A 22,359-nucleotide genomic window follows, 5' to 3' on the forward strand; every position below is an offset into this window, starting at 1 on the left:
TATATACCATGTGGTGTAGACCGCAAGGTATGGTCCAAGTGGGCTAGAGTGTCAAGCATGGGCTCACCGCGTTACGTGACGATCGCCGCGGAGCTGCGCGACCGGATCACCGGCGAGAAGCTCGGCCCGCACACCCTCATGCCGTCGGAACGGGAGCTCAGCGAGACCTTCGGCGTCAGCCGGATGACCGCCCGGCAGGCCCTGGCGCTGCTGGAGAAGGAGGGATACGTCTACCGGCGGCCGCCGCGGGGCACGTTCGTGGCCGAGCCGCGGGTGCCGTTCCACATCGGCAGCTTCTCCGACGAGATCATCCTGGCCGGGCGGCGGCCGTCGGCGCAGCTCATCTGGGCCGAGGAGCGCCCCCCGACGCCTTCGGCCCGGGAGGCGCTCGACCTGGCCGGTGACGAGACCGTGCACGCCCTGCACCGGCTGCGCTTCGCCGACGACGAGCCGATCGCGCTGGAGACCACCTACTTCCCCAGCGCGATCACGCCCGGCCTGCTGGAGCGGCCCCTCACCGGCTCGCTCTGGCACATCCTGCGCGCCCACTATCGCGTCGTGCCGGCCGACGCCTCCGCCGTCATCGAGTCCATCGTCATCGACGACGCCTCCTGCGCCCGGCTGCGGGTCCGCAGCGCCTCCAGCGGGATCCTCCTGACCCGCCGCACCTACACGGCCGAGGGGCGCTGCATCGAGTTCGCGCGCGACGTGTACCGGGCCGATCGCGCGTCGTTCAAGGTGGAGGCGCGGATCCCGGTACCCGTCGAAGGCGGCTGAACGCGCGTCAGGCGGTGTCGCCGCCGTCGGCCAGCAGCGTGCTGCCGGTCATGAAGGCGGACAGGTCCGACGCGCAGAACAGGACGACGCGCGCGATGTCGTCGGGGACGCCGATCCGGCCGATCGGGCCGTTCAGCATGAGGTCGGTCGGCGGGAGGTCGCCGGCCGGCACGGTGGCCGGCATGGCCGCCGCCGCCATCATGTTGCCCTCCGTGGGGACGTAGCTCGGCGCCACCCCGAGCACGCGGATGCCCAGCGGAGCGAGTTCGAGGGCCAGCTCGCGCGTGAGACCGCGAGCGGCGTGCTTGGAACCGACGTAGGCGGCCAGGCCGGGCGCGCTCGCGCGGAAACCCGCGGTCGAGATGATGTTCACGATGGAGCCGCCGGTGCCCGCCGCCGCCATCCGCCGTGCCGCCTCACGCGCGCCGACGAAGACGCCGCGGGCATTGACCGCGAACACCTGGTCCCAGGTCTCCTCGCTCATCTCCAGCAGCGGGACACTCGGGAAGATCCCGGCATTGTTCACCCAGATCTCCAGGCCGCCGAGCTCGGCGACCGCGAGGTCGGCCGCCGCGGCCACGGACGCCGCGTCGGTGACGTCCATGGCGGCGCCCACCGCGCGTACTCCGTGGCGCTCGGCGAGCTGCTTGGCGGCGGTCACGGCGAGCTCTTCGTCGATGTCGCCGATCAGCAGGTCGGCGCCGGCCTCGGCCAGGCGCAGCGCGATCGCCCTGCCCAGCCCGCGACCGCCGCCGGTCACGACCGCACGCCGCCCTCGCAGGGAGACGAGCTCGGCCAGGGACTTGCCCGACACATCGGCAATGGACATGAATGAACTCCTTCAGTTGATGGGACGTCGTCGGGAGAAACTCCCCGGGCCGGTGTGGAACGTGCTGCCGTCCGGGAAGCGGATCCGCGCCTCGGAGCCCCCGGGCACGTCGACCGCGATGGTCAGGTGGCCGTCCTCGGCGCGCCAGCCGGCGGCGATCCGCCCCCGCGGGCCGTCGAAGGTGCCCGTGGCCCAGGTGATCGCCTCGTCGAGCACCGGCGCGACCTCGAAGGACTCCCAGCCGGCCGAGCCCGGCGCCTGCCGAAGTCCGAGGGTGTGGGTGTGCAGGAAGCGGATGACCGCGCCCTTGCTGTAGTGGTTGAGCGACGCCGTGGCCGTGCCGTCCTCGGACACCCCGTCCCAGTCCTCCCAGATGGTCGTCGCGCCCCGGTCGAGCATGCCCAGCCACGAGGGGGACGAGCGCTGGTACAGCACCCGGTAGGCGACGCCGGGGTGGCCGGAGTCGGCCAGGACGGGCAGCAGGTCCGCCGTCGAGAGGAAGCCCGTGCCGAGGTGGCCGCCGGCCGCGTCGATCAGGCCGACGAGGTGCCGGGCCGCCCGCTCGCGCAGCTCCTCGGGCACGAGCTCGAAGGCCAGGGCACGCACGTAGCTCGCCTGCGTGCCGGCCTTCGTCCGGCCCTCGGCGTCCAGGAACTCCGTCTGCCAGGCCCGGCGTACCCGTTCCGCCGTCTCGCGGTAGCGGGCCGCGTCGCCGGCGTGCCCCAGCACCTGCGCCACGTCGGCGAGGGTACGGACGGAGCGGAACAGGTACGCGGTGCCCACCTCGCCCTTGTCCGCCAGGTACCACGCCATGGGATCGCTCATCACGGGATCGACGAGGGACCCGTCCGCCGCGCGCTTCTTCGGCTCCAGCCATTCCCCCCAGTGGAAGGAGCCGTCCCAGACGAACTCCTCGTGCGCGAGCGGCTCGGCCGAGCGTTCGACGCGGGAGGGATGCCGGGCGTCGCGCGCGGTCGCCAGCGCCCATTCGACCCACCGGCGCATCGCCGGCCAGTTCTCGGCGAGGGCGGCCGTGTCCCCGTAGGTCGTGTAGAGCACCCATGGGACCAGGACGATCGCGTCGCCCCATCCCGCCGAGCCGGTGATCCCGTTCGTCATGGGCTCGTCGTGGACCTTCAGCCGGTTGGCGTCGGGTGCGGAGTTCACCACGCGGCCGTCGTCGAGCTGGTCGTCGCGGACGGAGCGCAGCCACTTGCGGCTGAAGCCGTCGACGTCATACAGGCGCGCCGCGGTCGGCGCGAAGATCTGGTAGTCGCCCGTCCAGCCCAGGCGCTCGCGCGTGGGGCAGTCCGTCGGGAGGTCCACGGCGTTGCCGCGGAAGCTCCAGCGCGCCACCTCGTGCAGCCGGTTGAGATCGTCGTCGCTGCAGGCGAATGTCGCCGTCGGGCGCAGATCGGTGTGCACGACCCGCATGACGATGCTCGCCGGGTCCACGGCGCGGGAGACGCGCGCGTACCGGAAGCCGTGCACGGTGTGCCGGGGCTCGAACACCTCGCCGGGCCGTCCCGCGGAGACGACCTCGTCGCGCTGCACGAACGGGATCGCGGCCTCGCCCGGCCGCCGGCTGTCCAGATGAGTCGTCGTCAGGTCCCCGGTCGCGTCCAGGTGCTCGCCGTAGTCGATCACGGTACGGGTGCCGGCCGGGCCAAGGTCGGCGAGGGCGATCCAGCCGGAGGCGTTCTGGCCGAAGTCCACGATCCACGCGCCGTCGCCGTGCCGGGTCACCGAACGCGGGGCGATCCGCTCAACCCGGCGCACCGGCGGGGCCGGTGACCAGCTGATCGGCGGCGCGGTGACCGCGTCCACCAGGACGGGCCGGGCGGCGCCGGGCGGAGACGTGAAGTCGGTCGTCTGGCCGTTCATCAGGTCGGCCGCGAGGACGGCGCCGCGGCGCGAGGTCCAGTCCGCGTCCGTGACGGCGACCGCCTCGGTGCCGTCGGCGTAGCGGACGTGGAGCTGGAGCCGTGCCGCGGTGGTCGTGCCCCAGGAGTCGCGCTTGCGCCAGGTGCCGGCGCTGCCCCGGTACCAGCCGTCCGACAGCAGGATCTCCAGGTCGTTGCCGCCGCCGCGCAGCAGCGCCGTGACGTCCGCGGCCTGGGCGTACAGCGTGTCCCCGTACGAGGTGGAGCCAGGCGACAGCTCCGTCGTCCCCACCCGCGTGCCGTTGACGAACGCCTCGTAGACGCCGAGCGCCGTGGCGTAGAGCCGGGCCTGGGCGATGTCGCCGCGCAGGTCCACGCTGCCGGCGAGGACGTAGGCCGGGCGGGATTCTTCGCCGTCCTCCTGCGGGGAGATCCAGCGCGCCGACCAGTCCCGGTCCAGCAGGCCCGACTCGAACGCGTGCCAGGGTGACCAGTCCGAGGACCGCCCGCCGCGACGCGTTCGGACCCGCCAGGCCACGGACTGCCGGCTGCGCAGCGGCGGCAGCGGCCACTCGACGAACAGGTGCCGGGCGGAGACGAGGTTCTCCACGCTCCGCTCGACGCCGTCGACGCGGAGCTGAAGGTCGTAGCCGTCCTGCCCGCTCCACGTCAGCGGCGGCTTCCAGGACAGCGCCGGCCGCTCCTCGGCGACCGGAAACCGGTCACCGCCACTCGCGATCCGCAGGTCGTACGGCGCGTGCTCGCTCGCCCTCATCGCACCGACCGCACCCGCGTGAACACCAGCGACCCGCCGATGAGCGCCAGCACCGCGCCGGTGAGGTAGAGCAGCGTGTAGTTCTTGTCGCCGCCGCTCGCGCCGATGCCGATGACGAACGGGGCGATGAGCGGCGCGATCGCGCTCGGGAGCTTGTGGGCGAACGACACCACGGCCATGTACCGCCCGGCCTCCTCCCGGCTCGGCAGCACCGCGAGCACGATCGCCTGGTCGACCGCGCTGAAGAACGCGATCGCGAGCTGCATCAGCACGGACCCGATCATCAGCACCGGGAAGGAGTACGCGAAGGCCTCCACCAGCGCGCCCGCCACGAAGAACAGCGCGCCGACGAGGGCGAACAGTTTGCGCCGGCGCAGCTTGTCCGACAGGAAGCCGCCGCCGATCGCGCCGAGGGCCGCCGCGGCGACGCCGAGGACCCCGATGACGGCCGCCGCCCCGGCGACCTCCCGCACCGGCAGGTCCAGGCGCTGGGCGTAGAAGAACGTGGTGAACGTCGTGTTGCAGTACAACCCCATGAAGAACATCAGGCGCCCCAGCCAGTTCCAGCCGAAGTCCGGGTACTTGCGGGGGTTGAACACGTAGCTGGACGCCAGCGTCCGCACCGACACCGGCGTGGTGTGCACGGCGCCGCGCGTGTCGTCCTCCTTGCCCACGACGAGGAAGACCCCGAGCAGCACCGCGCCGACGACGCCGGGCAGGACGAAGACGAGGAACGTGTTGCCCGTCACGGCGGTGGTGATCCCGATGCCGACGATGGGGGCGATCTGGCCGGTCAGCCCGGTGAGGCCGCCGATCTTGCCGCGCTGGGCCTCGGGGATGCGGTCGGCCTGCACGTTGAGGATCGCCTGCGAGGCGGTCGCCCAGCCCAGCATCGCGAGGATCCAGCCGGCTCCCACGAGCAGCAGGCTCGGCGCGACCGCGATGCCGACCAGCGCCGCCAGGCCCAGGACCAGGCCGGCGAGCAGGAAGGGGCGGCGGCGGCCGAGGCGGCTGCGGGTCCGGTCGCTCCAGACGCCGAGCAGGGGACTGAGCACGAGATAGATGGTCTGGGCGGTGCCCGTGACGTACCCGAGCACCTCCTCGTGCCCGGGGGCGAGCTCGTCGATCCGCACCGCCAGCGAGAACGACAGCGGGACCACGAAGGCCATGGAGATGCCGAAGTTGGCGGCCATCATCCAGAAGATGTAGCTCGCACTCGCCCTCGGCAGATCGTCGGGGGTCCGGGTTTCGAGCGGTCCGAGGGAGGGGGGAGTGGCCATGAACACCGTTCCCAAGCAGTAAGGGCCGAAAAGTGCAGCTCATTACTTAAGCGCATCAGTAACCTACCGTTGACCGCCGCACAGCTCGCAAGACGTCTCCCCGTAACAAGTACGCAACGGAGGCGCCCGTCACACAGGTGGCCGGAATCTCCTACGATGCCGACATGAGACGCCCAGCGAAGCGGGTCACCAGCGCCGATGTCGCCCGAGCAGCCGGCGTCTCCGCCGCGACCGTGAGCTACGTGCTCAACGACACCCCGGGGCAGTCGATCCCGGAGGAGACCAGGCGCCGCGTCCTGGACGCGGTCAAGCAGCTCGACTACCGCCCGCGCGGCTCGGCCCGCTCCCTGGCCGCGGGACGCAGCGACGTCGTCCTGCTGTCCATCCCGCACCTGTCGATCGGCCCCGGCATCAACCGCTTCGTCGAGCAGTTCGCCGCCTCCCTGGCCGATTCCGGCCTGACCCTGGTCACCCACCTGGCCGGAGCGCCGGGGCGGCCGCTGCCCGACGTCTGCGCGGCGATCGACGCCTCGGTGGTCGCCAGCCTCGACCCGCTCGACGACGAGACCGCGCAGGCCCTGCGCCGGGCGGGCGCGGACCTCGTCTTCACCACCGAGGTCGAGGCCCACCCCACCATGCGGCTCATGGGCCGCCTCCAGGCCGAGCACCTCATCGACCTGGGCCATCGCCGCCTCGGCTACGCCATGCCCGAGCACCCGCTGCTCCGCAGGATCGCCGACGACCGGCTGGCCGGGGTGGCCGAGGCCTGCGCGCACGCCGGCGTCGACCCGCCGACGGCGCTCGACACCAAGCTCGACAGCGCCGCCATGGCCCGCGCCGCCAGGCGCTGGCGGCGAGAGTCCGTGACCGCCGTGTGCGCCTACAACGACGAGGTCGCGATCGCCCTCCTCATGGGCATGCGCCGCGCCGGGCTCACCGCCCCCGGCGATCTGGCGGTCATCGGCACCGACGACATTCCTCTCGCCCAGGCGGCCGACCCGCCGCTCAGCACGATCGCCTTCGACCTGGAGAAGGTGGGCCGCTCCCTGGCCGACGCGGTCGTGGCCAACCTGTCGGGCCGCAAGCCGCGCCTGACGCCGGCCTCGTTGTCCCCGCACGTCATTCACCGCGCCTCCACCTGAAACCTCCAGGAGCGCCGCGCTCGGGCCGATCTTCGCTTACTGTGCATCTCGGGGGAAACGCTGCGGGAGAATGGCCGGGCCGGCGCACGGAAGCGCGGCGTACCAGGGGAAAACGGAGGATGACGTCGGGAATGAGCACGCAGACGCACGAGCATCTCGGCCCGTACCGGGTGATCGGGAAGATCGGCGAGGGCGGCATGGGGGTGGCCCACCTCGGTCTGGACGGCGGGGGCCGCGAGGTCGCGATCAAGGTGCTGCACCCGCACGTGGCCGCCGACCTCAAGTCGCGTGACCGGCTGCTCCGCGAGGTGGAGACGATGCGGCGGGTGCGCAGCCGCTACGTGGCCGAGGTGATCGACGCCGAGCTGGCGGGCAACCGGCCCTACGTGGTGACCCGCTTCGCCGCGGGCCGCACGCTGGAGGACACCGTGCTCACCGACGGCCCGCTGGAGGCGCGCGAGGTCGTCAAGCTCGCCCATGGGCTGTGCCAGGCGCTGGTGGACATCCACGCGGCCGACGTGATCCATCGCGACCTCAAGCCGTCCAACGTCATGCTGGTCGACGGCGAGCCGCTGGTCATCGACTTCGGCATCGCGCATCTGGTGGACGCGGCCCGGCTGACGCAGACCGGGATGTTCGTCGGCACGCCGGGCTACCTGGCGCCCGAGATCATCCGTGACTCGCAGATCACCCAGGCGGCCGACGTGCACGCGCTGGCCTCGACGGTGTTCTTCGCGGCCACGGGGCTGCCGCCGTTCGGGACGGGGACGTTCGAGGCGATCTGCTTCAACACCATGGAAGGGCGGGCGCAGATCGACAAGGCGCCGGCGTGGCTGCGGGGCTGGCTGAGCCGGGCGATGCAGGTCGATCCGGCGGCGCGGCCCGGCGCGGGGGAGCTGCTGCGGCTGGCCAGGGCGCTCGATCCGGCGGGCCGCCCGGACAGGACCAAGCGGATCGCGAGCGGCACGCTGACCATGGACATCGTCGCCGACCTGCTCCCGCCGGTCGAATACGCCCCGAGCCGCAAGGAGGAGCGGCCGCCGCCCTACGTGCCCGCCCCGGCTCCGACCGTCCACGACGACCGGCCGCGGGAGCCCCGCCCGGCTCCGCCTCCCGCGGAGCCCTTCGAGCTCAAGCGGTTCCTGGCCGGCAGCGGGTTCGTCGGGGTGCTGGTGCTCGTGACGCTGGTGGCGGCGACCGTCGTCATGCCGGTCGCCGTGGGTCTGGTGGCGGCGGCCCTCTCGCTGGCGTTGCGCGCCGGCGATCACTTCTTCGCCGAGACCCGGCCGCCGTTCGGCAGGGCCGCGCTCGTCGCGGTGGGCCACCTGTTCCTGTCGCTGGCGTTCGGCACCGTCGTCGCGAGCCTCCTGCACCTGTCCGGCCGGTTGGGCACCAGCCACGCGGAGTCCCTGGCCGCCGGCGCGTTCACGCTGGGGCTGTTCGTGCTGCCCGGCGCGGGTGTGGTGCGGCAGGTCGCCGCGCGCACCCTCGCCCGCCTGCTGCCCGGCCGCAACGCGACCGTGGTGACGGTGGCCGTGATGGGACCGGTCGCGCTGACCTCGGTGATCGTGGCCCTGGTCCAGGGGCTGTAAGGACAGACCGCCCGGTCAGTGGCGGTCGCAGAGGGGCGCGGGCGATCAGGTCGCCCGCCGCCTTCGGGCTCGCGCCCACCGTCACCCTCACCTTCGGGCTCGCGCCCGCCGTCACCCTCGCCTGCGAGTCGGGCCTCCTCGACCGTCGCTGACCGACTTGCGGCGCGGTGGGTGCTCGTGTTTGAGTACTCATATGCGAGCAACACGCCTTTTCATTCTCGGCGCCCTGGCCGACGGCGGCCCCATGCACGGGCACAAGATCCGGGCCGCCGCTCAGCTGGACCGGGTGGAGCTGTGGGCGGACGTCAAGCCCGGCTCGTTGTACGGCGCGTTGCGCCGGATGGCGGACGAAGGCGTCGTCGAGGTGGTCCGCACCGAGCAGGAAGGCAACCTGCCCGCCCGCACGGTCTACGGCATCACCGGCAAGGGCCGGACCGAGCTGGTCTCGCTGATCAGGTCCGTCCTCGAGGACACGAAGTTCCGGCCGGCCGCGATCCAGCTGGTGCTCCTGCACAGCGGCGAGATCGGCCCCGACGAGCTGCGCACGGCCGTCCGGCGACGGCGCGACGCCTTCGCCGCGCAGCTCGACTTCTGGCGCAACCTGCGCGCCGAGGCCGACCCGCACCTGACCAGGCTGGAGGCCGTCGCCTTCGACTACACCCTGATGCAGCTCGAGATGGAGCTGACCTGGCACGACCGCCTGCTCGCGGAGCTCGTGAACCCCGCCGGGCAGCCCTGACGCGCCCGCTACCAGAAAGGTGAGAAACTCATGCCCCCTCGGCGTTTGCACGTCGCCGTCATCGGCGGCGGGATCGGTGGGCTCTGCCTGGCGCAGGGCCTGAAGCGAGCCGGCGTGGACGTCACCGTGTACGAACGGGACCGCACGGCCGACTCGCGCCTCCAGGGCTTCCGGCTGAACATCGATCCGGCCGGGAGCGTCGCCCTGCACGCCTGCCTGCCACCCGCCCTGTGGGAGGTGCTGGTGGCCACCGCGGGCGACCCGGGGCCCGGGATCAGCTTCCTCGACGAACGGATGCGCACGCTCGTCCGCATCGGCCAGGACGGCCGGGACCCCGACCCGCTGGACCCCGCGACCGGCCGGCACGCGGTCAGCCGCATCACCCTGCGCAAGCTGCTGCTGGCCGGCCTGGACGACGTCGTCCGCTTCGGCAAGGAGTTCACCGGCTTCGCCCGGGCGGACGGCGGGACGGTCACGGCGAAGTTCGCCGACGGCACCACCGCGACCGCCGACGTGCTCGTCGCGGCCGACGGCGTCAACTCCCGGGTGTGGGCGCAGCTCCATCCCGCGGCCGGCCGCACCACGCTGCCGGCGACGGCCGTCGCCGGCAAGCTCTTCCTCACGGAGGACAACCGGCGATGGCTGCCGGAGCGGCTGCTCGCCGGCATGAACGTCTTCTGGCCACGCGGGGACTTCCTGTTCACCGCGATCTTCCGCAGGCGCGAGGATCCGGCGGCGATCATCGCCAGGCTCGGCGACCGGGTACGCGCGCTCGGGCTGGAGCCGGAGCGGCTGCTGGCGGACGCGCACGACGACGACTACGTGCTGTGGGCGTTCATCGCGCACCGGGACTCCCTCCCGGCGGACTTCACGCCGGAGGCCCAGGCCGACCCGGCCGCGGTGCGGGAGATGCTGGCCCGGCGGACCGCCGGCTGGCATCCCGACCTGCGCCGGCTGCTCGCCGACTCGACCCCGGACACCCTCTACCAGACCGAGTTCAGCGCCGCCGAGCCGCTCCAACCGTGGGAGACGGGCAACGTCACCGGGCTCGGGGACGCCGTCCACCACATGCCCCCGGTCGGCGGGCTCGGCGGCAACGCGGCGCTGCGCGACGCGCACCGGCTCTGCGCCGCGCTCACCGCGGCCGACCGCGGCGAGCAGCCGTTGGCGCAGGCGTTGCGCGCCTACGAGGCGGACATGCTGCGCCACGGGTTCGACACCGTCCGAGAGGTCGTCCGCAACACCGACGCCGCGCTCGAGCACAGCCCGCTGAAGCGGTCGGCGACCCGGTGGTTCTTCCGCGCCTGCGGAGCCGTCCCGCCGCTCGGGCGGGCGGTGTTCGGAGAGCGCTGAGGTGGTTTACACCATGGACAACATCACGTCACGTTGTTACGTTCGAGGGCAGTTGACAGCGGTGTCAATCCTTGTCCCCCCACGAGGAGCGGAGATCGTTGATGGTGTCACGACGCAGTTTCCTGCGGGCGAACGGCGTGGTCCTGGCGGCCGGCGGCCTCGGCCTCACCTTCCGGGACCCCGCCGCCGCGCGAACCTTCCCCACCGTCCAGGGCCCCGCCGCGGCGCGAACCCTCCCCACCTTCCTGCCGAACTTCGGCCGTCCCACCCACCTCGACTTCGCCGACCTCACCACCCTCCACGGCGACGACCAGCTGCTCCTGACCACCCTCCAGGGCGTCGTCAACCGCCGCCGGCCGCGCCTCTACTTCAACTACGACGCCGCCGGACACGACCAGCGCTGGCTGTCCAGCACCGGCGCGGCGGTCACCCGTCACGACCGCCCCCTCGACCTGGTCGCCCGCTACCGCGCCGAGGTGCGCGGCGCGATCCTGCACGACCCGGACGTCCCCGACTCCGTCAACGTCGCCACCACCTTGGCCGGTCTGGAGGACGCCGTCGCCGCGACCGCCGAGCAGGCCGCCGCGCACGGCCTGCGTACCGTCGTGGACCTGCGCGGCCGCTTCGACCCCGCCGACGTCCTGGCCACGTACCGCTGGCAGCTCGACCACCTGTTCCCCCGCTGCACCCACACCCTGCTCGCCGGGCTCCCGCCCACCAGGACCGTGCGGGTGGACGGCGTGCGGTGGCGCGAGCTCGCGCGGGAGACCGAGCGCGTCCGCGACTCCTCCAACCGGGCGGTGCGCACGTTCGACCTGAGCCAGGAGCTGCCGACCGCCCAGGACGGCGTCTACCTGCGCTTCCAGGACTCGCTCGGCGACGACGGCTGGGGCGCGTCCGTGGGCTCGGTGAAGGTGACCGCGGACGGGACGCAGATCGCGGCGTTCACCCCCGGCACGGAGGCCGAGGCCCCCTACCTCTTCGACGGCCTCAACTCCGCCATCGGCGGCGACGACAACCGTTTCGCCGACGGCGGCAACTACTTCATCTACCGTTTCACCGCCCCGGTCGGCGCCCGGCAACTGCTGGTCGAGGTGGACCTGTGGAACCAGTACCTGGTCACGGCCGCGACGACCGCGCCCACCCGGGTCGAGCCGTTCCCCTACTTCCGCGACTACGCGGTGGCCACCCGGGCCATGGTCTGCTGGCTGCCGCCCAGCGGCGCCACCGGTGAGCTGCTCGACGAGATCTTCGGCCGGGTGGAGCCCGCCACGCCGTACGCGGGCTGGTTCTCCAACGACGTGGCGGGCGAGTGGGGCGGCGTCGACCGGGCCTCCCAGCACGGCGTCGAGGTGGTCCCCGCCGACTACTACATGAACGCCACCGTCCACGCCGGGGTCTCCGCCAGGATCTCCGACCGGGTACGCCCGCGACCGCCGGCCAGGTTACGCGCTCGCGTCTATCTCACGCTCACGGTCGGCGAGGGCGACAACATCCAGTACTGCCAGCGCCGGATGCGCGAGATCTGGGACGACCCCAAGCGCGGCGGCGTGCCGGTCAACTGGACGGTCAGCCCGCTGCTGGCCGACATCGGGCCCGCGCTGCTGGCGTACTACCAGCGCACGGCCACCGCCAACGACCTGCTCGTGGCCGGCCCGTCCGGCGCCGGCTACACCTACCCGGGGTCCTGGCCCGCGGCGGCGCTGGCCGCGTACACGCGGCTCACCGGCCGTTTCCTGCGCCGTACCGGCATGGATCTCGTCTACGCCTACAACCACCGCAAGCCCGAGGGCGACGGCTGGGTGGCCTTCGACGAGCGCATCGTCGCCGCCTACCGGCGCGACACCCCGGTGCGCGGCATCATCCAGTCGTGGGAGACCGGCGACCTGCTGATCCACCCGGCGGGCCTGCCCGTGATCGGGAACTTCTCGCCGCAGGGCAAGGCGCAGGAGTACCGGGACACGCTGGTGCGGCGGATCGAGGGATGGGACGGGGGAGCGCCGCTGTTCATCGCCGGCGCGGTCAACGCCTGGAACTGGACGCCGGCCGACATCGCCGAGCTCGCGGGGCTCCTGGGGGATCCGTTCGAGATCGTCCGCGGCGACACGTTCTTCGCGCTGCTGCGCGAACATCTGTCGGCCTGAAACTTTCAGAGTCCCAAAAGCATTTCCCCACGTCCGTAGCAGCCTCCCGCCGACGCTCATTGACAGGCTCGGTATGGATCATCACCGTGCTCGTTGTTAAGGTTCACATTTTTCGGGCTCCCCCTCACACGGAGAAAGCGGATGCACTTACGAGGATTACGCAGGGGCCTCATCGCCGGGGCCCTGGCCGTCTGCATGGCCGGCGCCGCGGTGGCGAGCACGATCACGGCGCACGCGGCCGCGGCCGGCTGCCAGGTCACCTACACCCTGGGCTCGCAATGGGCCGGCGGCTTCAGCGCCAACGTCGCGATCAAGAACCTCGGTGATCCACTCACGAGCTGGACCCTGCGCTGGAGCTTCGCCGCCTCGCAGACGGTCAGCCAGGCCTGGAACGCCGTCGTGACGCAGAACGGCAGCGCGGTGACCGCCGCCAACGCCGGCTGGAACGGCTCCCTGCCGACGAACGGCAGCGCCTCGTTCGGATTCAACGGCACGTGGAACAACTCCACCAATCCGGTGCCGGCCAGTTTCACCCTCAACGGCGTCACTTGCACGGGCACCGTGACCCCCACCCCCACCGTGACTCCCACGGTGACCCCGACCGTGACCCCGACCGTGACCCCGACGTCGGGCCCGCCGCCGTCGCGGACCGTGCGGGTCTACTGGCTCAAGCCTTCGGACGTGGCCTACGACCAGCGCTACCCGGACGGCATCGCGAAGGTCATGCAGGAGGCGCAGCGCTTCTTCAAGCAGCAGCTGGGCAAGACGTTCACGCTGAACAACCCGGTCGTCGAGGTCGTCAACGGCGACCAGCCGCGGACCTGGTACGAGAACACCCCCAACTGCGGGGAGAAGTACTGGTGGACGGTGTGCAACATGCAGGCCGAGCTGCGCCGTAAGCTCGGTCTCGGCGCGCCGGACAACCGCTGGGTCAACGTCGGCGAGATCAGCGCCGAAGGCGACGGCGCCGGTGGTGGCGGCGGCAACGGGTGGGTGATCCTCAGCGGACACGACGCCGACGGCGCCGCGGGGATCAACGGCGCGATGAACCGGTGGTACGGCGGAATGGTGCACGAGCTGGGGCACGCGTTCGGCCTGCCCGACGCCACCTCCACCGACGGGACGTGCATGTCGGCGACCTTCTACTCCTACCCGAACTGCATCTTCAACCAGACACAGAAGAACGCCATGCTGAACGGCCCCTACGGCAGCTTCCTCACCTGACCGGCGATGGGCGGCGTGATCAGCGATCACGCCGCCCATCGGCGCGCTCCGGTCGCCGGCCTGGGCCGTACGAGGCCGACGATCGCGGCCGTGGTCGTCGTGCTGCCCGTCCTCGCCGCCGCCCTCGGCGGGCTCTTCGCGCGCGAGCCGGCCGGCAGCGCGCCAGGCCCCGAAAAGGCCATTTGACGAGCCCTTTCGCGGCCGTCGGACGCCGGGTCGTTGGCCCTGTGCATGAGGGACTTATGGCCCTGGGGCGGCGAGGTCGCGTGCGGTGCGATGGGGGAGAGGGGGGACCCGACATGATCATTGCAGGTGTCGACGGATCGCGGGCGTCGTACGCGGCGGTGGCCTGGGCGGTCGATGACGCGAAGCGCAGGCACGAGCCGCTGCGCGTCGTGCACGCCGTGAACCGCGATTCGTACCGCTTTTCGAGGTTCCACGCCGCTCCCGAGCCGGACGTGCTCGACCGCATGGCGCAGACGATGGTGACCGAGGCGGCCGAGCTGGCGGGGGAGCGCCAGCTGGACGTCGAGGTGTCGACCGAGGTCGTCGAGGGGCCCGCGGCGGTGGCCCTGCGGGAGCAGGCCAAGGACGCGACCGAGATCGTCATCGGCAGCCGGGGGCTGGGCGGGTTCGAGGGGGCCCTGCTCGGCTCCGTGAGCTTGCACGTGGCCGGTCAGGCGCACTGCCCGGTGGTCGTGGTGCGGCCCGAGCAGGAGTCCGTACGCGGTGAGGTGGTGGTCGGCGTCGACGACTCGCCGGAGTGCGAGCCCGCGCTCGAGTTCGCCTTCCGCCAGGCCGAGCTGCGCGGCAGCCCGCTGCGCGCGCTCCACGCCTGGCAGCCGCCGGTGCAGTTGTACGCCCCACAGGTCAACTACGACCCCGACGACGTCACCGCGGCCGCCAACCAGGTCGTCGCCGCCAGGATCGCCCGATTCCGGGAGGCGTACCCAGGGGTGGAGGTGGTCGAGGACGTGCGGCGCGCCCACCCGGTCGACGCTCTGGTGACTGCTTCGGCCAAGGCCGCGCTGGTGGTGGTCGGCTCGCACGGGCGCGGAGTCATCCGCTCGGCGCTGCTGGGCTCGGTCAGCCACGCGATGCTGCACCACGCCCGCTGCGCCGTCGCCGTGGTGCGGTAGGGAAGGGATCGATCGCCCCGTACGCAGGTTGCTTCCGGGGAGGCTGCGATGAGAGCGGATGGCACCGCCACCCCTGTGGTCCGGATGCTGACGGTGGGCGTGGAGGAGGAGTTCCTGCTGCTGGATCATGCCGAAGGCGGCCCGGCCCTGGCCGCGCCGGCGGTCCTGGCGCTGCTCGGCGGCGATCCGCACGTCAAAGCCGAGGCCATGCGCTACCAGCTCGAAACGGTCACCGGCGTGTGCACGGACTTGGCGCAGGTGGCCGAGGAACTGTCGCGCCACCGGACGCTCGCCGCACGCGCGGCGCGGGAACGGGGCTGCCATCTCGTCGCGTGCGGGATTCCCCCGCGAAACATGCCCGGTCTGTCCGCTCTCACGGCCGACGACCGTTATCGGGCGCTGGCGGCCCGCCATGGAGCCCTGGTCGCGGGCTCGGGCACCTGCGGCTGCCACGTACACGTCGGCATCTCCTCCCGCGAGCTGGGAGTGCAGATCCTGACCCGGCTCCGGCCCTATCTGGCCACGCTGCTGGCGCTCAGCGCCAACTCTCCCATCGCCGGCGGCGGGGACACGGGCTGGGCCAGCCGCCGCTACCGGCAGTGGAGCCGCTGGCCGACGGCGGCGCCTCCCCTGGCGTGGCGGTCGGCGGCCGACTACGACGCCACCGTGTGCCACCTGATCCGCCGCGGCCGGGCCCTGGACGAACGGAGCGTGTACTTCCACGCCCGGCTGTCACCGCGCTACCCGACCGTGGAGCTGCGGGTCATGGACACCTGCCTCTCGGTCGAGGACACCGTGCTGCTGGCCGCCATGGCGCGGGCGCTCGTCGCCCTGGCCATCGCCGACATGACAAGAAATGTGCCGATCAAGGCGCTGAGTGACCGGCAGATCGTCGCCGAGCTGGCCGCCGCTGCCCGCCTCGGCCTGGACGCGCCGGCCCTCGATCCGTACACGTCGCGGGCCCTGACCCACCGCGACCTGCTGGAGCTCCTCTTGCCGCGCCTGCCCGAGCCCGAACCGATCGCCCTGCTGCTCCACCGGCTGGCCCGCCGGGGGACGGGTGCGGCCCGGCAGCGGACGATGTGGTCCCAGGCCGGCTCTCCTCGTCGATTCGCCCAGCTGCTCGCCGACGCGACACTCGCCTGAATGACGCGAGATGGGGACCAATGTCACCCCCATTCGGGACTTCGTCCCCGGGCGCGGCGGGCCCGCCGTCGTAAAGGTGGAGGTGGGAGAGAGGAGGGGTCATGACCGTCGAAATGCTGGCCGCCGAGCAGGTGATGAGCCGGGTCCTGGTGGCGGTCAAGCCGGACGAGTCGCCGTTGATGGCCTGGGAGCTGATGCGCCGCGCCGACGTTCACCACCTGCCGGTCGTCGAGGGGCGGCACGTGTTCGGCATCCTGACGCGTGAGCAGGTGGCGGCGTCCTGGTCGGGCGGTCCGGAGGAGCAGTCCAGCCGTCAGGTACGGATGTTGCTCGGGTGCGAGCGCAGGCCGGTGGTCCGCCTGGACACCCCGCTGACCCGGGTCGCGGCGGCGATGCTGGACGCCGGATGCGACGCCGTGCCGGTGGTCGACGGCGGCGGGCTGATCGGCCTGGTCACGGCTCATGACGTGCTGCTGGCCGTCGCCGGACGGCTCCGCCCCGCCGAAGGGTCCCATGAGGTGGTCACCGGGATGTTCCACCTCGAACCCGTCCTTCCCCCGGCCTCCGCCGTGGGAGACGCGCCCTGAACGCTGTCCCCCCGGCCGCCGGCGGGTTATTCGGGACGGTCGTCCCGCAGGCGCGCCGCCAGCGCGGCGGCCTGGGTGCGGCGCTGCATGTTGAGCTTGGCCAGCAGGTTGGACACGTAGTTCTTGACCGTCTTCTCCGCCAGGAACAACTGCTCGCCGATCTGCCGGTTGGTCAGCCCCTCACCGATCAGGTCGAGGATGTGCCGCTCCTGGTCCGACAGCGCGGCGAGGGGATCCTTCCTGGCGGCCTGGTCGCGCAGGCGCTGCAGCATGGCTGCGGTGGTCTGCGGGTCGAGCAGCGATTGCCCCGCGGCGATCGTGCGGACCGCGCCGACGAGGTCGGAGCCGTGGATCTGCTTGAGCACGTAGCCGGCCGCCCCGGCCATCACCGCCGCGAACAGCGCGTCGTCATCGGCGAACGACGTCAACATCAGGCACGCCAGCCCCGGCACCCTCGAGCGCACCTCGCGGCACACGTCCACGCCGCTGCCGTCCGGCAGCCGTACGTCCAGCACCGCCACGTCGGGCTTCAGCGCGGCGATGCGGGCGATCGCGGACTCGGCCGTGCCGGCCTCTCCGATGACCTCGATGTCGTCCTCGGATCCCAGCAACGCGGCGACGCCCCGCCGGACGACCTCGTGATCGTCGACGAGGAACACACGAATCACATATACGACGCTATCCGATGCCGGGAGCACTGCGAGAGACACCGCCGCCGGCCTGGTGCGACACTTGAAGATGTGGAGAGCGAGCATCATCCGGTGATGCCGCAGGTGCGGCTCGACGAGCTGCTGGCCGAGCTGCAGGTACGGCTCAATGCCGTGCTGGCCACCCGGGATCGGGTGCACGTACTGCTCGAGGCCGTGGTGTCGGTGGGCAGCGAGCTCGATCTGGAGACCGTGCTGCGCCGCATCGTGGGGACCGCGACCAAGCTCGTGGACGCCAGCTACGGCGCGCTGGGCGTGATCGGCCACGAGAACACGCTCATCCAGTTCATCCCGGTCGGGCTGACCGAGGAGGAGATCGCCAGGATCGAGCACTGGCCGCACGGCCTGGGCCTGCTGGGCCTGCTGATCAAGGACGCGCGGCCGCTCAGGCTGGGCCGCATCGCCGACCACCCGGAGTCGTACGGCTTCCCCCAGGGGCATCCGCCGATGGGCACCTTCCTCGGCGTCCCGATCCGGGTGCGCGAGGAAGTTTTCGGAAACCTTTACCTGACCGAGAAGCGCGGCGGCGGCGAGTTCGACGAGGAGGACGAGGCCATCGTCGTGGCGCTGGCCACCGCGGCCGGCGTCGCCGTGGACAACGCCCGCATGTACGAGGAGTCCCGGCGGCGGGAGACCTGGCTGCAGGCGTCGTCCGACGTCACCACGCGCCTGCTGTCCGGCACCGACCCGCGTCAGGCGCTGAGCCTGGTGGCCGACTCCGCCCTCGCGATGACCGATGCGGACCTGGTCGAGGTGCTCCTGCCGGAGCCGTCGAGGCAGTCGCTGATCGTGGAGTTCGCGGAGGGCGAGGGCGCGCAGGAGCTGCTGGGGGCCGTCTTCGTGGTGTCGGAGACGCTCGCGGGGGACGTGTTCGTCCAGGGCGAGGCGATGTCCGACCCGGACATGCAGAGCGGCCCGCGCCCCGGCTCACCGTTGCGGCGGCTGGGTTACGGGCCGGTGATGATGGTGCCGTTCGGCAGCGCACCGGACGTGCGCGGGGTGCTGGTGCTGGCCAAGCGGAGCGGGCGGTTGCCGTTCAGCGGGGCGGACGAGCAGGTGCTGCAGTCGTTCGCCGGTCAGGCGGCGATCGCGCTGGAGCTGGCCGAGTCGCGCAGGGACGCCGAGCGGCTCGGCCTGCTGGAAGATCGCGATCGCATCGCCAAAGATCTCCATGATGTGGTCATCCAGCGGCTGTTCGCCACCGCGATGACGTTGATGAGCACGATCCGGCTGGTGGAGCGGCCGGAGGCGGCCAAGCGGGTCCAGCACGCGATCGACGAGCTGGACGGGACGATCCGGCAGATCCGCTCGTCCATCTTCGCGCTGCAGGGCTCCGGTGAGCAGCCCGTTCCCAGCCTGCGGGGCCGGATCGTGGAGCTGGTGGAGGGCGCCTCGGGCCATCTGGGCTTCATGCCGGGCCTGCGCATGGAAGGTCAGATCGACGCGCTGGTGCCCGAGCCGGTCGCCGATCATCTGCTGGCCGTGTTGCGCGAGGCCCTGTCCAACGTGGTCCGCCACTCCCGCGCGACGCGTGTCGACGTCCTCGTCGAGGCCGCGGGCGGCGGGCTCGTGCTCGTGGTCACGGACAACGGCGTCGGCGTGGGGGAGACGGGGCGCCGCAGCGGCCTGCGCAACATCGAGGAACGCGCCACCCGGCTGGGCGGCGGCGCGGAGCTCACGACGCCCGAAGCGGGCGGGACACGGCTGTGCTGGCGGATCCCCCTGTGAGATCGGCTCCGCCGGAAGGACGTTGGTCCTGATCGTATGGGGCGTAAGGCCCTGTCGGACGCGGTGAGTCACCCCGGAGCATAGACGGGAAGGGGAATCGAACACGGGGAGCCGAGATGAAACGTTCGGCAGTGGCGGGGATCGCGGCCGGGTCCGCACTGGCGGCCGTCGCGGTGACCGGCCTTGCCGCAACGGCCACCGGCATCGCCCAGCAGGCCATCGTCGAGCAGCGCAACGCCACGCCGACGGAGCGGAGCCTGACCGGGGCGTACGGGTCGACGCGCAGCATGAACGTCACCGACGAGGCCGGCTATCTGGCCCGTATGGTGGCTCACGATCAAGAAGCCGTGACGGCGGCCCGGCAACTGCGGCGCTCGGACCGGCCGCAGATGCGTGCTCTCGGAGCCTCGATCATCGCCCGGCGGAGCGCCGACATCGCCACGATGAGGGCCTGGCTGGACAAGTGGTATCCAGGGCGTTCGGGGACGGTGACCGGCTACCAGCCGATGATCCGCGATCTGTCCGAGCTGTCGGGCGACGCGCTGGACAATGCGTTCCTGCTCGACATGATTCCGCATCACATGGCCGCGGTGTCGATGTCCCAGCAACTGCTGATGTCCGGGCGGGCAACGCACACCGAGACCACCGGCTTCGCCGTCAGGATGCGCGACACCCGGCATGCCGAGATGTTCCAGATGCAGCGGTACCTGGCCCACTGGTTCAAGGGCTGGAGCATGCCGTGCGCGATGCGGAAGTGACCGCCTTCCCGCAGCCCGCGACCTTCCCACAGCTCGAGACCTTCCCGCAGTCCGCGACGCGAACTGCGGGACTTCGGGGTCCTGGCCCCAGGTCCGCTTAGCGGGCTTTGGCCGAACGCGAGTCGCCTCGAAGGACCGCCAGGCCAGCCATCGTCAGCGCGGCAGCGGCGGCCACGGCCACAGTCAGAATGATCACTTTGCGCATTACTTCACCCCGATTACAGACAGTGATGTTGCTATTACTGTTGCCTGATGGCTTGCTATGAATCCCGCGCTTTTTCCTGGATTCGTCAAACGCGCGAACAGCAGCGCCCTCAAGCGCCCTCAGGGGGTGATGCGCCGGCCGGACACCTCCTGGGCGTCGACCACGATGTAGTGGTCCCGGTTCCCCGGCACCCAGGTGGTCAACGGCAGCGCCGCCAGCCGGTGGATCTCGTCCGGGTCCGTCACGGCCCGCGCCTGCCCGACCGCGGTGACGGACCAGCCCGTACGCAGCTCGGAATCGAACTCGTCGGCCTCGAAGGCCACCACGGCGTGCCGCGTGGCGGCCGCCAGTTTCGACCCGATCGAGGTCCGGATCACGATGGAGCGGCCGTCGAGGTGGAAGTTGACCGGCTGCACGGCCGGCAGGGCATGTTCGGTGAACACGATCCGGCCGATGGGGGTCGTGGACAGCAGGCCGAGACACTCCTCGCGGGAGAGCACCTGAAGTCCGGACGAATCGAGCTGCATACCCTTAACTTCCCTGCTGGTGCCACCTCCGCGTTAGAGGCGAAAGTCCCTTCGTCACCGCCGATAGAGGGCCTGACGGCCCTGGCGGCCGGGGACCTTCGGCCCTGACCCGGAAGCGGAGGGTGTGATGGGCTGGACAGAGGGCCCGACGGAGGTGGAAGCCATGGCTGTCCTATCGGCGAAGCACGCGATCGACACCGCGCTGGAGGCCGCGCGCTGGGCGCCGTCCATACACAACACGCAGCCCTGGATCTTCACGACCTCGGGGGAGGAGATCAGCCTGCGGGCGGACCCGGACAGAAAACTGCGCGTCAGCGACACCTCCGGCCGCGAGCTGCTGATCAGCTGCGGCGCTGCGCTCTACACCCTCCGTACTGCCATGCGCTGCGAAGGCTGGGAGCCCGTGGTGCGTACGCTGCCGGACCCGGACCGCCCCTCGCTGCTCGCCAGGCTCCGGCCGGGCGCCGAAATGGCCCCCGACGAGTCCCTCAAGACGCTCGGCAAGGAGATCGAGCGGCGCCGCACCCACCGCGCCGGCTTCGCCGACGTGCCGGTGCCCGACAGGCTGATCGAACGGCTGACCCGCGCGGCCATGGAGGAGGGCGCCAGGCTGACCCCCGTCCGCTCCCCGGACGCGGTCAGGGTCATCGCCGCCCTCACCCAGGCCGCGCAGGGCATCCAGGCACAGGACCGCCGCTTCGGCCTGGAGGTGGTCCGCTGGGCCCGGCCGCCGGGCAGCAGCCGCAAGGACGGAGTGCCCGCCGAGGGCTACCCCCGCCAAGCGGTACGCACGGACCCGGACTTCCCCCAGCGCGACTACTCCTGGGGGCACGACTGGGGCAGCCAGGCCGACCAGCGGACCGAGACGTGTGCCGGAGTCGTGGCGCTGCTCACCACGCGGGGCGACGGCCGCCAGGAGTGGATCGACGCCGGGCAGGCGCTGCAGCACGTCCTGCTGGAGGCCGCCGCCTACGGTGTCAGCGCCGCCTTCCACACGCAGGCGCTGGAGATGGATCTGCTGCGCGAGTTCCTGCGCCACGAGCTCTGCTCGGACGAGTACCCGCAGATGATCATGCGGTTGGGCGTCACCTCCGACGACAAGGGGTCGGTCCGCCGCTCGGTGTCGGAGGCGACGATGTAGCGGTCACTTCCGCTCGGCCAGGAGGTTCGTGGGGAGCTCGCGGCGGGCGCCGAGGTCGTCCTGGTCACCGAGGCGGAGCTGGCCAGCGGGGCGTCGGGTCGCTCGTTGTCCTGGCTCAACTCGGCGGGCGCGCGGTCCGGCCCGTACCATCTCCTGCGCCTGCTCGGCATCGACCGCTACCGCACCCGGTTCGCCGCCGACCCGGCCCTGGAGTGGCTGCGGTTCGACGGCGGCCTCTGGTGGACGACCCCCGACGGCGCCGAGCGGACCCGCGCCCGGCACGAGCACGAGATCGACCGTGGCTACCGGAATGCGGGCCAGTGCTCCGGCCTTCAGGCTGGGGGTGAAGGCCCGCGCGGGAAGGCCTTCTGGGGCCTGAACGTGCCTTAACCGGGACGGTTTTGCTGCTCGATGTACTGGCGCAGGACGCTGATCGGTGCGCCGCCCACCGACCCGGCGAAGTACGAGCCCGACCACAGCTTGGTCGCCCGGTAATAGTGACGGGCCAGCTCGGGAAACTCCTGGCGCATCCTGCGTGAGGAAACGCCCTTCAACGAGTTGACGAGTTTGGACAAGGCGATCTTGGGCGGGAAGTTCACCAGCAGGTGGACGTGATTGTTCTCGCCGTTGAACTCGCGCAGCTCGGTCTCGAAGTCGGCGCACACGTCCCGCATGATCTCCTC

At 71.7% G+C, this 22,359-nt stretch carries 21 protein-coding genes; 15 read left to right on the forward strand and 6 right to left on the reverse strand.

Features of this window, described 5'->3' with window-relative positions; translation table 11 throughout:
* Window positions 1-57: 57 nt before the first annotated feature.
* Window positions 58-777 (forward strand): GntR family transcriptional regulator, encoded by a 720-nt coding sequence (locus tag ABZX61_RS58090; protein ID WP_355209846.1) that lies wholly within the window; start codon window positions 58-60, stop codon window positions 775-777.
* A 7-nt stretch (window positions 778-784) separates the two neighbouring features.
* Here ABZX61_RS58090 and ABZX61_RS58095 read toward each other — a convergent pair whose 3' ends face one another.
* From ABZX61_RS58095 to ABZX61_RS58105, 3 genes are read right to left on the reverse strand one after another with little or no spacing between them, the layout of a single operon-like run.
* Window positions 785-1,606 (reverse strand): SDR family oxidoreductase, encoded by an 822-nt coding sequence (locus ABZX61_RS58095; RefSeq protein WP_355209849.1) that lies wholly within the window; start codon window positions 1,604-1,606, stop codon window positions 785-787.
* Between the two features lie 12 nt (window positions 1,607-1,618).
* Window positions 1,619-4,264, reverse strand: a complete 2,646-nt coding sequence (locus ABZX61_RS58100) for a family 78 glycoside hydrolase catalytic domain (RefSeq protein ID WP_355209852.1) — start codon at window positions 4,262-4,264, stop codon at window positions 1,619-1,621.
* On the reverse strand, window positions 4,261-5,544 hold the full coding sequence (locus tag ABZX61_RS58105; RefSeq protein ID WP_355209855.1) for an MFS transporter: 1,284 nt from the start codon (window positions 5,542-5,544) through the stop codon (window positions 4,261-4,263). The genes ABZX61_RS58100 and ABZX61_RS58105 overlap by 4 nt, the downstream gene beginning before the upstream one ends.
* A 164-nt stretch (window positions 5,545-5,708) precedes the next feature.
* Between ABZX61_RS58105 and ABZX61_RS58110 the strand changes: the two genes are divergently transcribed.
* The 10 genes from ABZX61_RS58110 to ABZX61_RS58155 all read left to right on the forward strand — a co-directional run bounded on the left by ABZX61_RS58110 (window position 5,709) and on the right by ABZX61_RS58155 (window position 16,610).
* A complete protein-coding gene (locus tag ABZX61_RS58110; RefSeq protein WP_355209858.1) occupies window positions 5,709-6,686 on the forward strand; it encodes a LacI family DNA-binding transcriptional regulator in 978 nt (325 codons plus the stop codon).
* A 131-nt stretch (window positions 6,687-6,817) separates the two neighbouring features.
* Window positions 6,818-8,278 carry a serine/threonine-protein kinase gene (locus ABZX61_RS58115; protein WP_355209861.1) on the forward strand — a complete coding sequence of 487 codons (1,461 nt, stop codon included), beginning with the start codon at window positions 6,818-6,820 and terminating at the stop codon, window positions 8,276-8,278.
* Between the two features lie 193 nt (window positions 8,279-8,471).
* Window positions 8,472-9,017, forward strand: coding sequence for a PadR family transcriptional regulator (locus ABZX61_RS58120; RefSeq protein ID WP_355209864.1), 546 nt, complete (start codon window positions 8,472-8,474; stop codon window positions 9,015-9,017).
* Between the two features lie 30 nt (window positions 9,018-9,047).
* Window positions 9,048-10,370, forward strand: a complete 1,323-nt coding sequence (locus tag ABZX61_RS58125; RefSeq protein WP_355209867.1) for an NAD(P)/FAD-dependent oxidoreductase — start codon at window positions 9,048-9,050, stop codon at window positions 10,368-10,370.
* A gap of 101 nt (window positions 10,371-10,471) precedes the next feature.
* Complete coding sequence (locus tag ABZX61_RS58130; protein ID WP_355209869.1) at window positions 10,472-12,514, forward strand: GxGYxYP domain-containing protein; 2,043 nt, start codon at window positions 10,472-10,474, stop codon at window positions 12,512-12,514.
* Between the two features lie 141 nt (window positions 12,515-12,655).
* Window positions 12,656-13,738, forward strand: a complete 1,083-nt coding sequence (locus ABZX61_RS58135; RefSeq protein ID WP_355209872.1) for a cellulose-binding domain-containing protein — start codon at window positions 12,656-12,658, stop codon at window positions 13,736-13,738.
* 15 nt (window positions 13,739-13,753) lie between these two features.
* Window positions 13,754-13,924 carry a hypothetical protein gene (locus ABZX61_RS58140; RefSeq protein WP_355209875.1) on the forward strand — a complete coding sequence of 57 codons (171 nt, stop codon included), beginning with the start codon at window positions 13,754-13,756 and terminating at the stop codon, window positions 13,922-13,924.
* A gap of 113 nt (window positions 13,925-14,037) precedes the next feature.
* Window positions 14,038-14,877, forward strand: a complete 840-nt coding sequence (locus tag ABZX61_RS58145; RefSeq protein ID WP_350727591.1) for a universal stress protein — start codon at window positions 14,038-14,040, stop codon at window positions 14,875-14,877.
* Between the two features lie 48 nt (window positions 14,878-14,925).
* Window positions 14,926-16,023 carry a YbdK family carboxylate-amine ligase gene (locus tag ABZX61_RS58150; protein ID WP_355209878.1) on the forward strand — a complete coding sequence of 366 codons (1,098 nt, stop codon included), beginning with the start codon at window positions 14,926-14,928 and terminating at the stop codon, window positions 16,021-16,023.
* Between the two features lie 101 nt (window positions 16,024-16,124).
* Window positions 16,125-16,610: a CBS domain-containing protein gene (locus ABZX61_RS58155; protein ID WP_355209881.1), complete on the forward strand. Its 486-nt coding sequence runs from the start codon at window positions 16,125-16,127 to the stop codon at window positions 16,608-16,610.
* A 26-nt stretch (window positions 16,611-16,636) separates the two neighbouring features.
* Here the strand turns inward: ABZX61_RS58155 and ABZX61_RS58160 are convergent, their stop codons facing one another.
* Window positions 16,637-17,278 carry a response regulator transcription factor gene (locus ABZX61_RS58160; protein ID WP_355209884.1) on the reverse strand — a complete coding sequence of 214 codons (642 nt, stop codon included), beginning with the start codon at window positions 17,276-17,278 and terminating at the stop codon, window positions 16,637-16,639.
* Between the two features lie 72 nt (window positions 17,279-17,350).
* On the opposite strand from ABZX61_RS58160, the gene ABZX61_RS58165 reads away from it, so the two are divergent.
* Together ABZX61_RS58165 and ABZX61_RS58170 are read left to right on the forward strand one after the other, a co-directional pair.
* A complete protein-coding gene (locus tag ABZX61_RS58165; protein WP_355209887.1) occupies window positions 17,351-19,045 on the forward strand; it encodes a GAF domain-containing protein in 1,695 nt (564 codons plus the stop codon).
* 116 nt (window positions 19,046-19,161) lie between these two features.
* Window positions 19,162-19,803 (forward strand): DUF305 domain-containing protein, encoded by a 642-nt coding sequence (locus ABZX61_RS58170; protein ID WP_355209890.1) that lies wholly within the window; start codon window positions 19,162-19,164, stop codon window positions 19,801-19,803.
* Between the two features lie 324 nt (window positions 19,804-20,127).
* Here the strand turns inward: ABZX61_RS58170 and ABZX61_RS58175 are convergent, their stop codons facing one another.
* On the reverse strand, window positions 20,128-20,535 hold the full coding sequence (locus tag ABZX61_RS58175; protein WP_350727597.1) for a pyridoxamine 5'-phosphate oxidase family protein: 408 nt from the start codon (window positions 20,533-20,535) through the stop codon (window positions 20,128-20,130).
* A gap of 163 nt (window positions 20,536-20,698) precedes the next feature.
* Here ABZX61_RS58175 and ABZX61_RS58180 point away from each other — a divergent pair, with 163 nt between their 5' ends.
* On the forward strand, window positions 20,699-21,676 hold the full coding sequence (locus ABZX61_RS58180) for a nitroreductase family protein (RefSeq protein WP_355209894.1): 978 nt from the start codon (window positions 20,699-20,701) through the stop codon (window positions 21,674-21,676).
* Window positions 21,677-21,781: 105 nt separating this feature from the next.
* Window positions 21,782-22,066 (forward strand): hypothetical protein, encoded by a 285-nt coding sequence (locus ABZX61_RS58185; RefSeq protein WP_355209897.1) that lies wholly within the window; start codon window positions 21,782-21,784, stop codon window positions 22,064-22,066.
* On the opposite strand, the gene tnpA is transcribed toward ABZX61_RS58185, so the two are convergent.
* Window positions 22,063-22,359 (reverse strand): IS200/IS605 family transposase (gene tnpA, locus ABZX61_RS58190; protein ID WP_355209900.1); only part of this gene is annotated, 297 nt, incomplete at its 5' end. The two genes, ABZX61_RS58185 and tnpA, sit on opposite strands and share 4 nt — an antisense overlap.

Origin of the sequence: Nonomuraea sp. NPDC003709, from assembly GCF_040610775.1 — a bacterium.
Lineage (GTDB): Bacteria > Actinomycetota > Actinomycetes > Streptosporangiales > Streptosporangiaceae > Nonomuraea > Nonomuraea angiospora_A.

Excerpts from the sequence above, each read along its gene's own strand:
- ABZX61_RS58090 (WP_355209846.1), top strand. The coding sequence starts at position 58 with ATGGGCTCACCGCGTTACGTGACGATCGCCGCGGAGCTGCGCGACCGG.
- ABZX61_RS58095 (WP_355209849.1), bottom strand. The coding sequence starts at position 1,606 with ATGTCCATTGCCGATGTGTCGGGCAAGTCCCTGGCCGAGCTCGTCTCC.
- ABZX61_RS58100 (WP_355209852.1), bottom strand. The coding sequence starts at position 4,264 with ATGAGGGCGAGCGAGCACGCGCCGTACGACCTGCGGATCGCGAGTGGC.
- ABZX61_RS58105 (WP_355209855.1), bottom strand. The coding sequence starts at position 5,544 with ATGGCCACTCCCCCCTCCCTCGGACCGCTCGAAACCCGGACCCCCGAC.
- ABZX61_RS58110 (WP_355209858.1), top strand. The coding sequence starts at position 5,709 with ATGAGACGCCCAGCGAAGCGGGTCACCAGCGCCGATGTCGCCCGAGCA.
- ABZX61_RS58115 (WP_355209861.1), top strand. The coding sequence starts at position 6,818 with ATGAGCACGCAGACGCACGAGCATCTCGGCCCGTACCGGGTGATCGGG.
- ABZX61_RS58120 (WP_355209864.1), top strand. The coding sequence starts at position 8,472 with ATGCGAGCAACACGCCTTTTCATTCTCGGCGCCCTGGCCGACGGCGGC.
- ABZX61_RS58125 (WP_355209867.1), top strand. The coding sequence starts at position 9,048 with ATGCCCCCTCGGCGTTTGCACGTCGCCGTCATCGGCGGCGGGATCGGT.
- ABZX61_RS58130 (WP_355209869.1), top strand. The coding sequence starts at position 10,472 with ATGGTGTCACGACGCAGTTTCCTGCGGGCGAACGGCGTGGTCCTGGCG.
- ABZX61_RS58135 (WP_355209872.1), top strand. The coding sequence starts at position 12,656 with ATGCACTTACGAGGATTACGCAGGGGCCTCATCGCCGGGGCCCTGGCC.
- ABZX61_RS58145 (WP_350727591.1), top strand. The coding sequence starts at position 14,038 with ATGATCATTGCAGGTGTCGACGGATCGCGGGCGTCGTACGCGGCGGTG.
- ABZX61_RS58150 (WP_355209878.1), top strand. The coding sequence starts at position 14,926 with ATGAGAGCGGATGGCACCGCCACCCCTGTGGTCCGGATGCTGACGGTG.
- ABZX61_RS58155 (WP_355209881.1), top strand. The coding sequence starts at position 16,125 with ATGACCGTCGAAATGCTGGCCGCCGAGCAGGTGATGAGCCGGGTCCTG.
- ABZX61_RS58170 (WP_355209890.1), top strand. The coding sequence starts at position 19,162 with ATGAAACGTTCGGCAGTGGCGGGGATCGCGGCCGGGTCCGCACTGGCG.
- ABZX61_RS58175 (WP_350727597.1), bottom strand. The coding sequence starts at position 20,535 with ATGCAGCTCGATTCGTCCGGACTTCAGGTGCTCTCCCGCGAGGAGTGT.
- ABZX61_RS58180 (WP_355209894.1), top strand. The coding sequence starts at position 20,699 with ATGGCTGTCCTATCGGCGAAGCACGCGATCGACACCGCGCTGGAGGCC.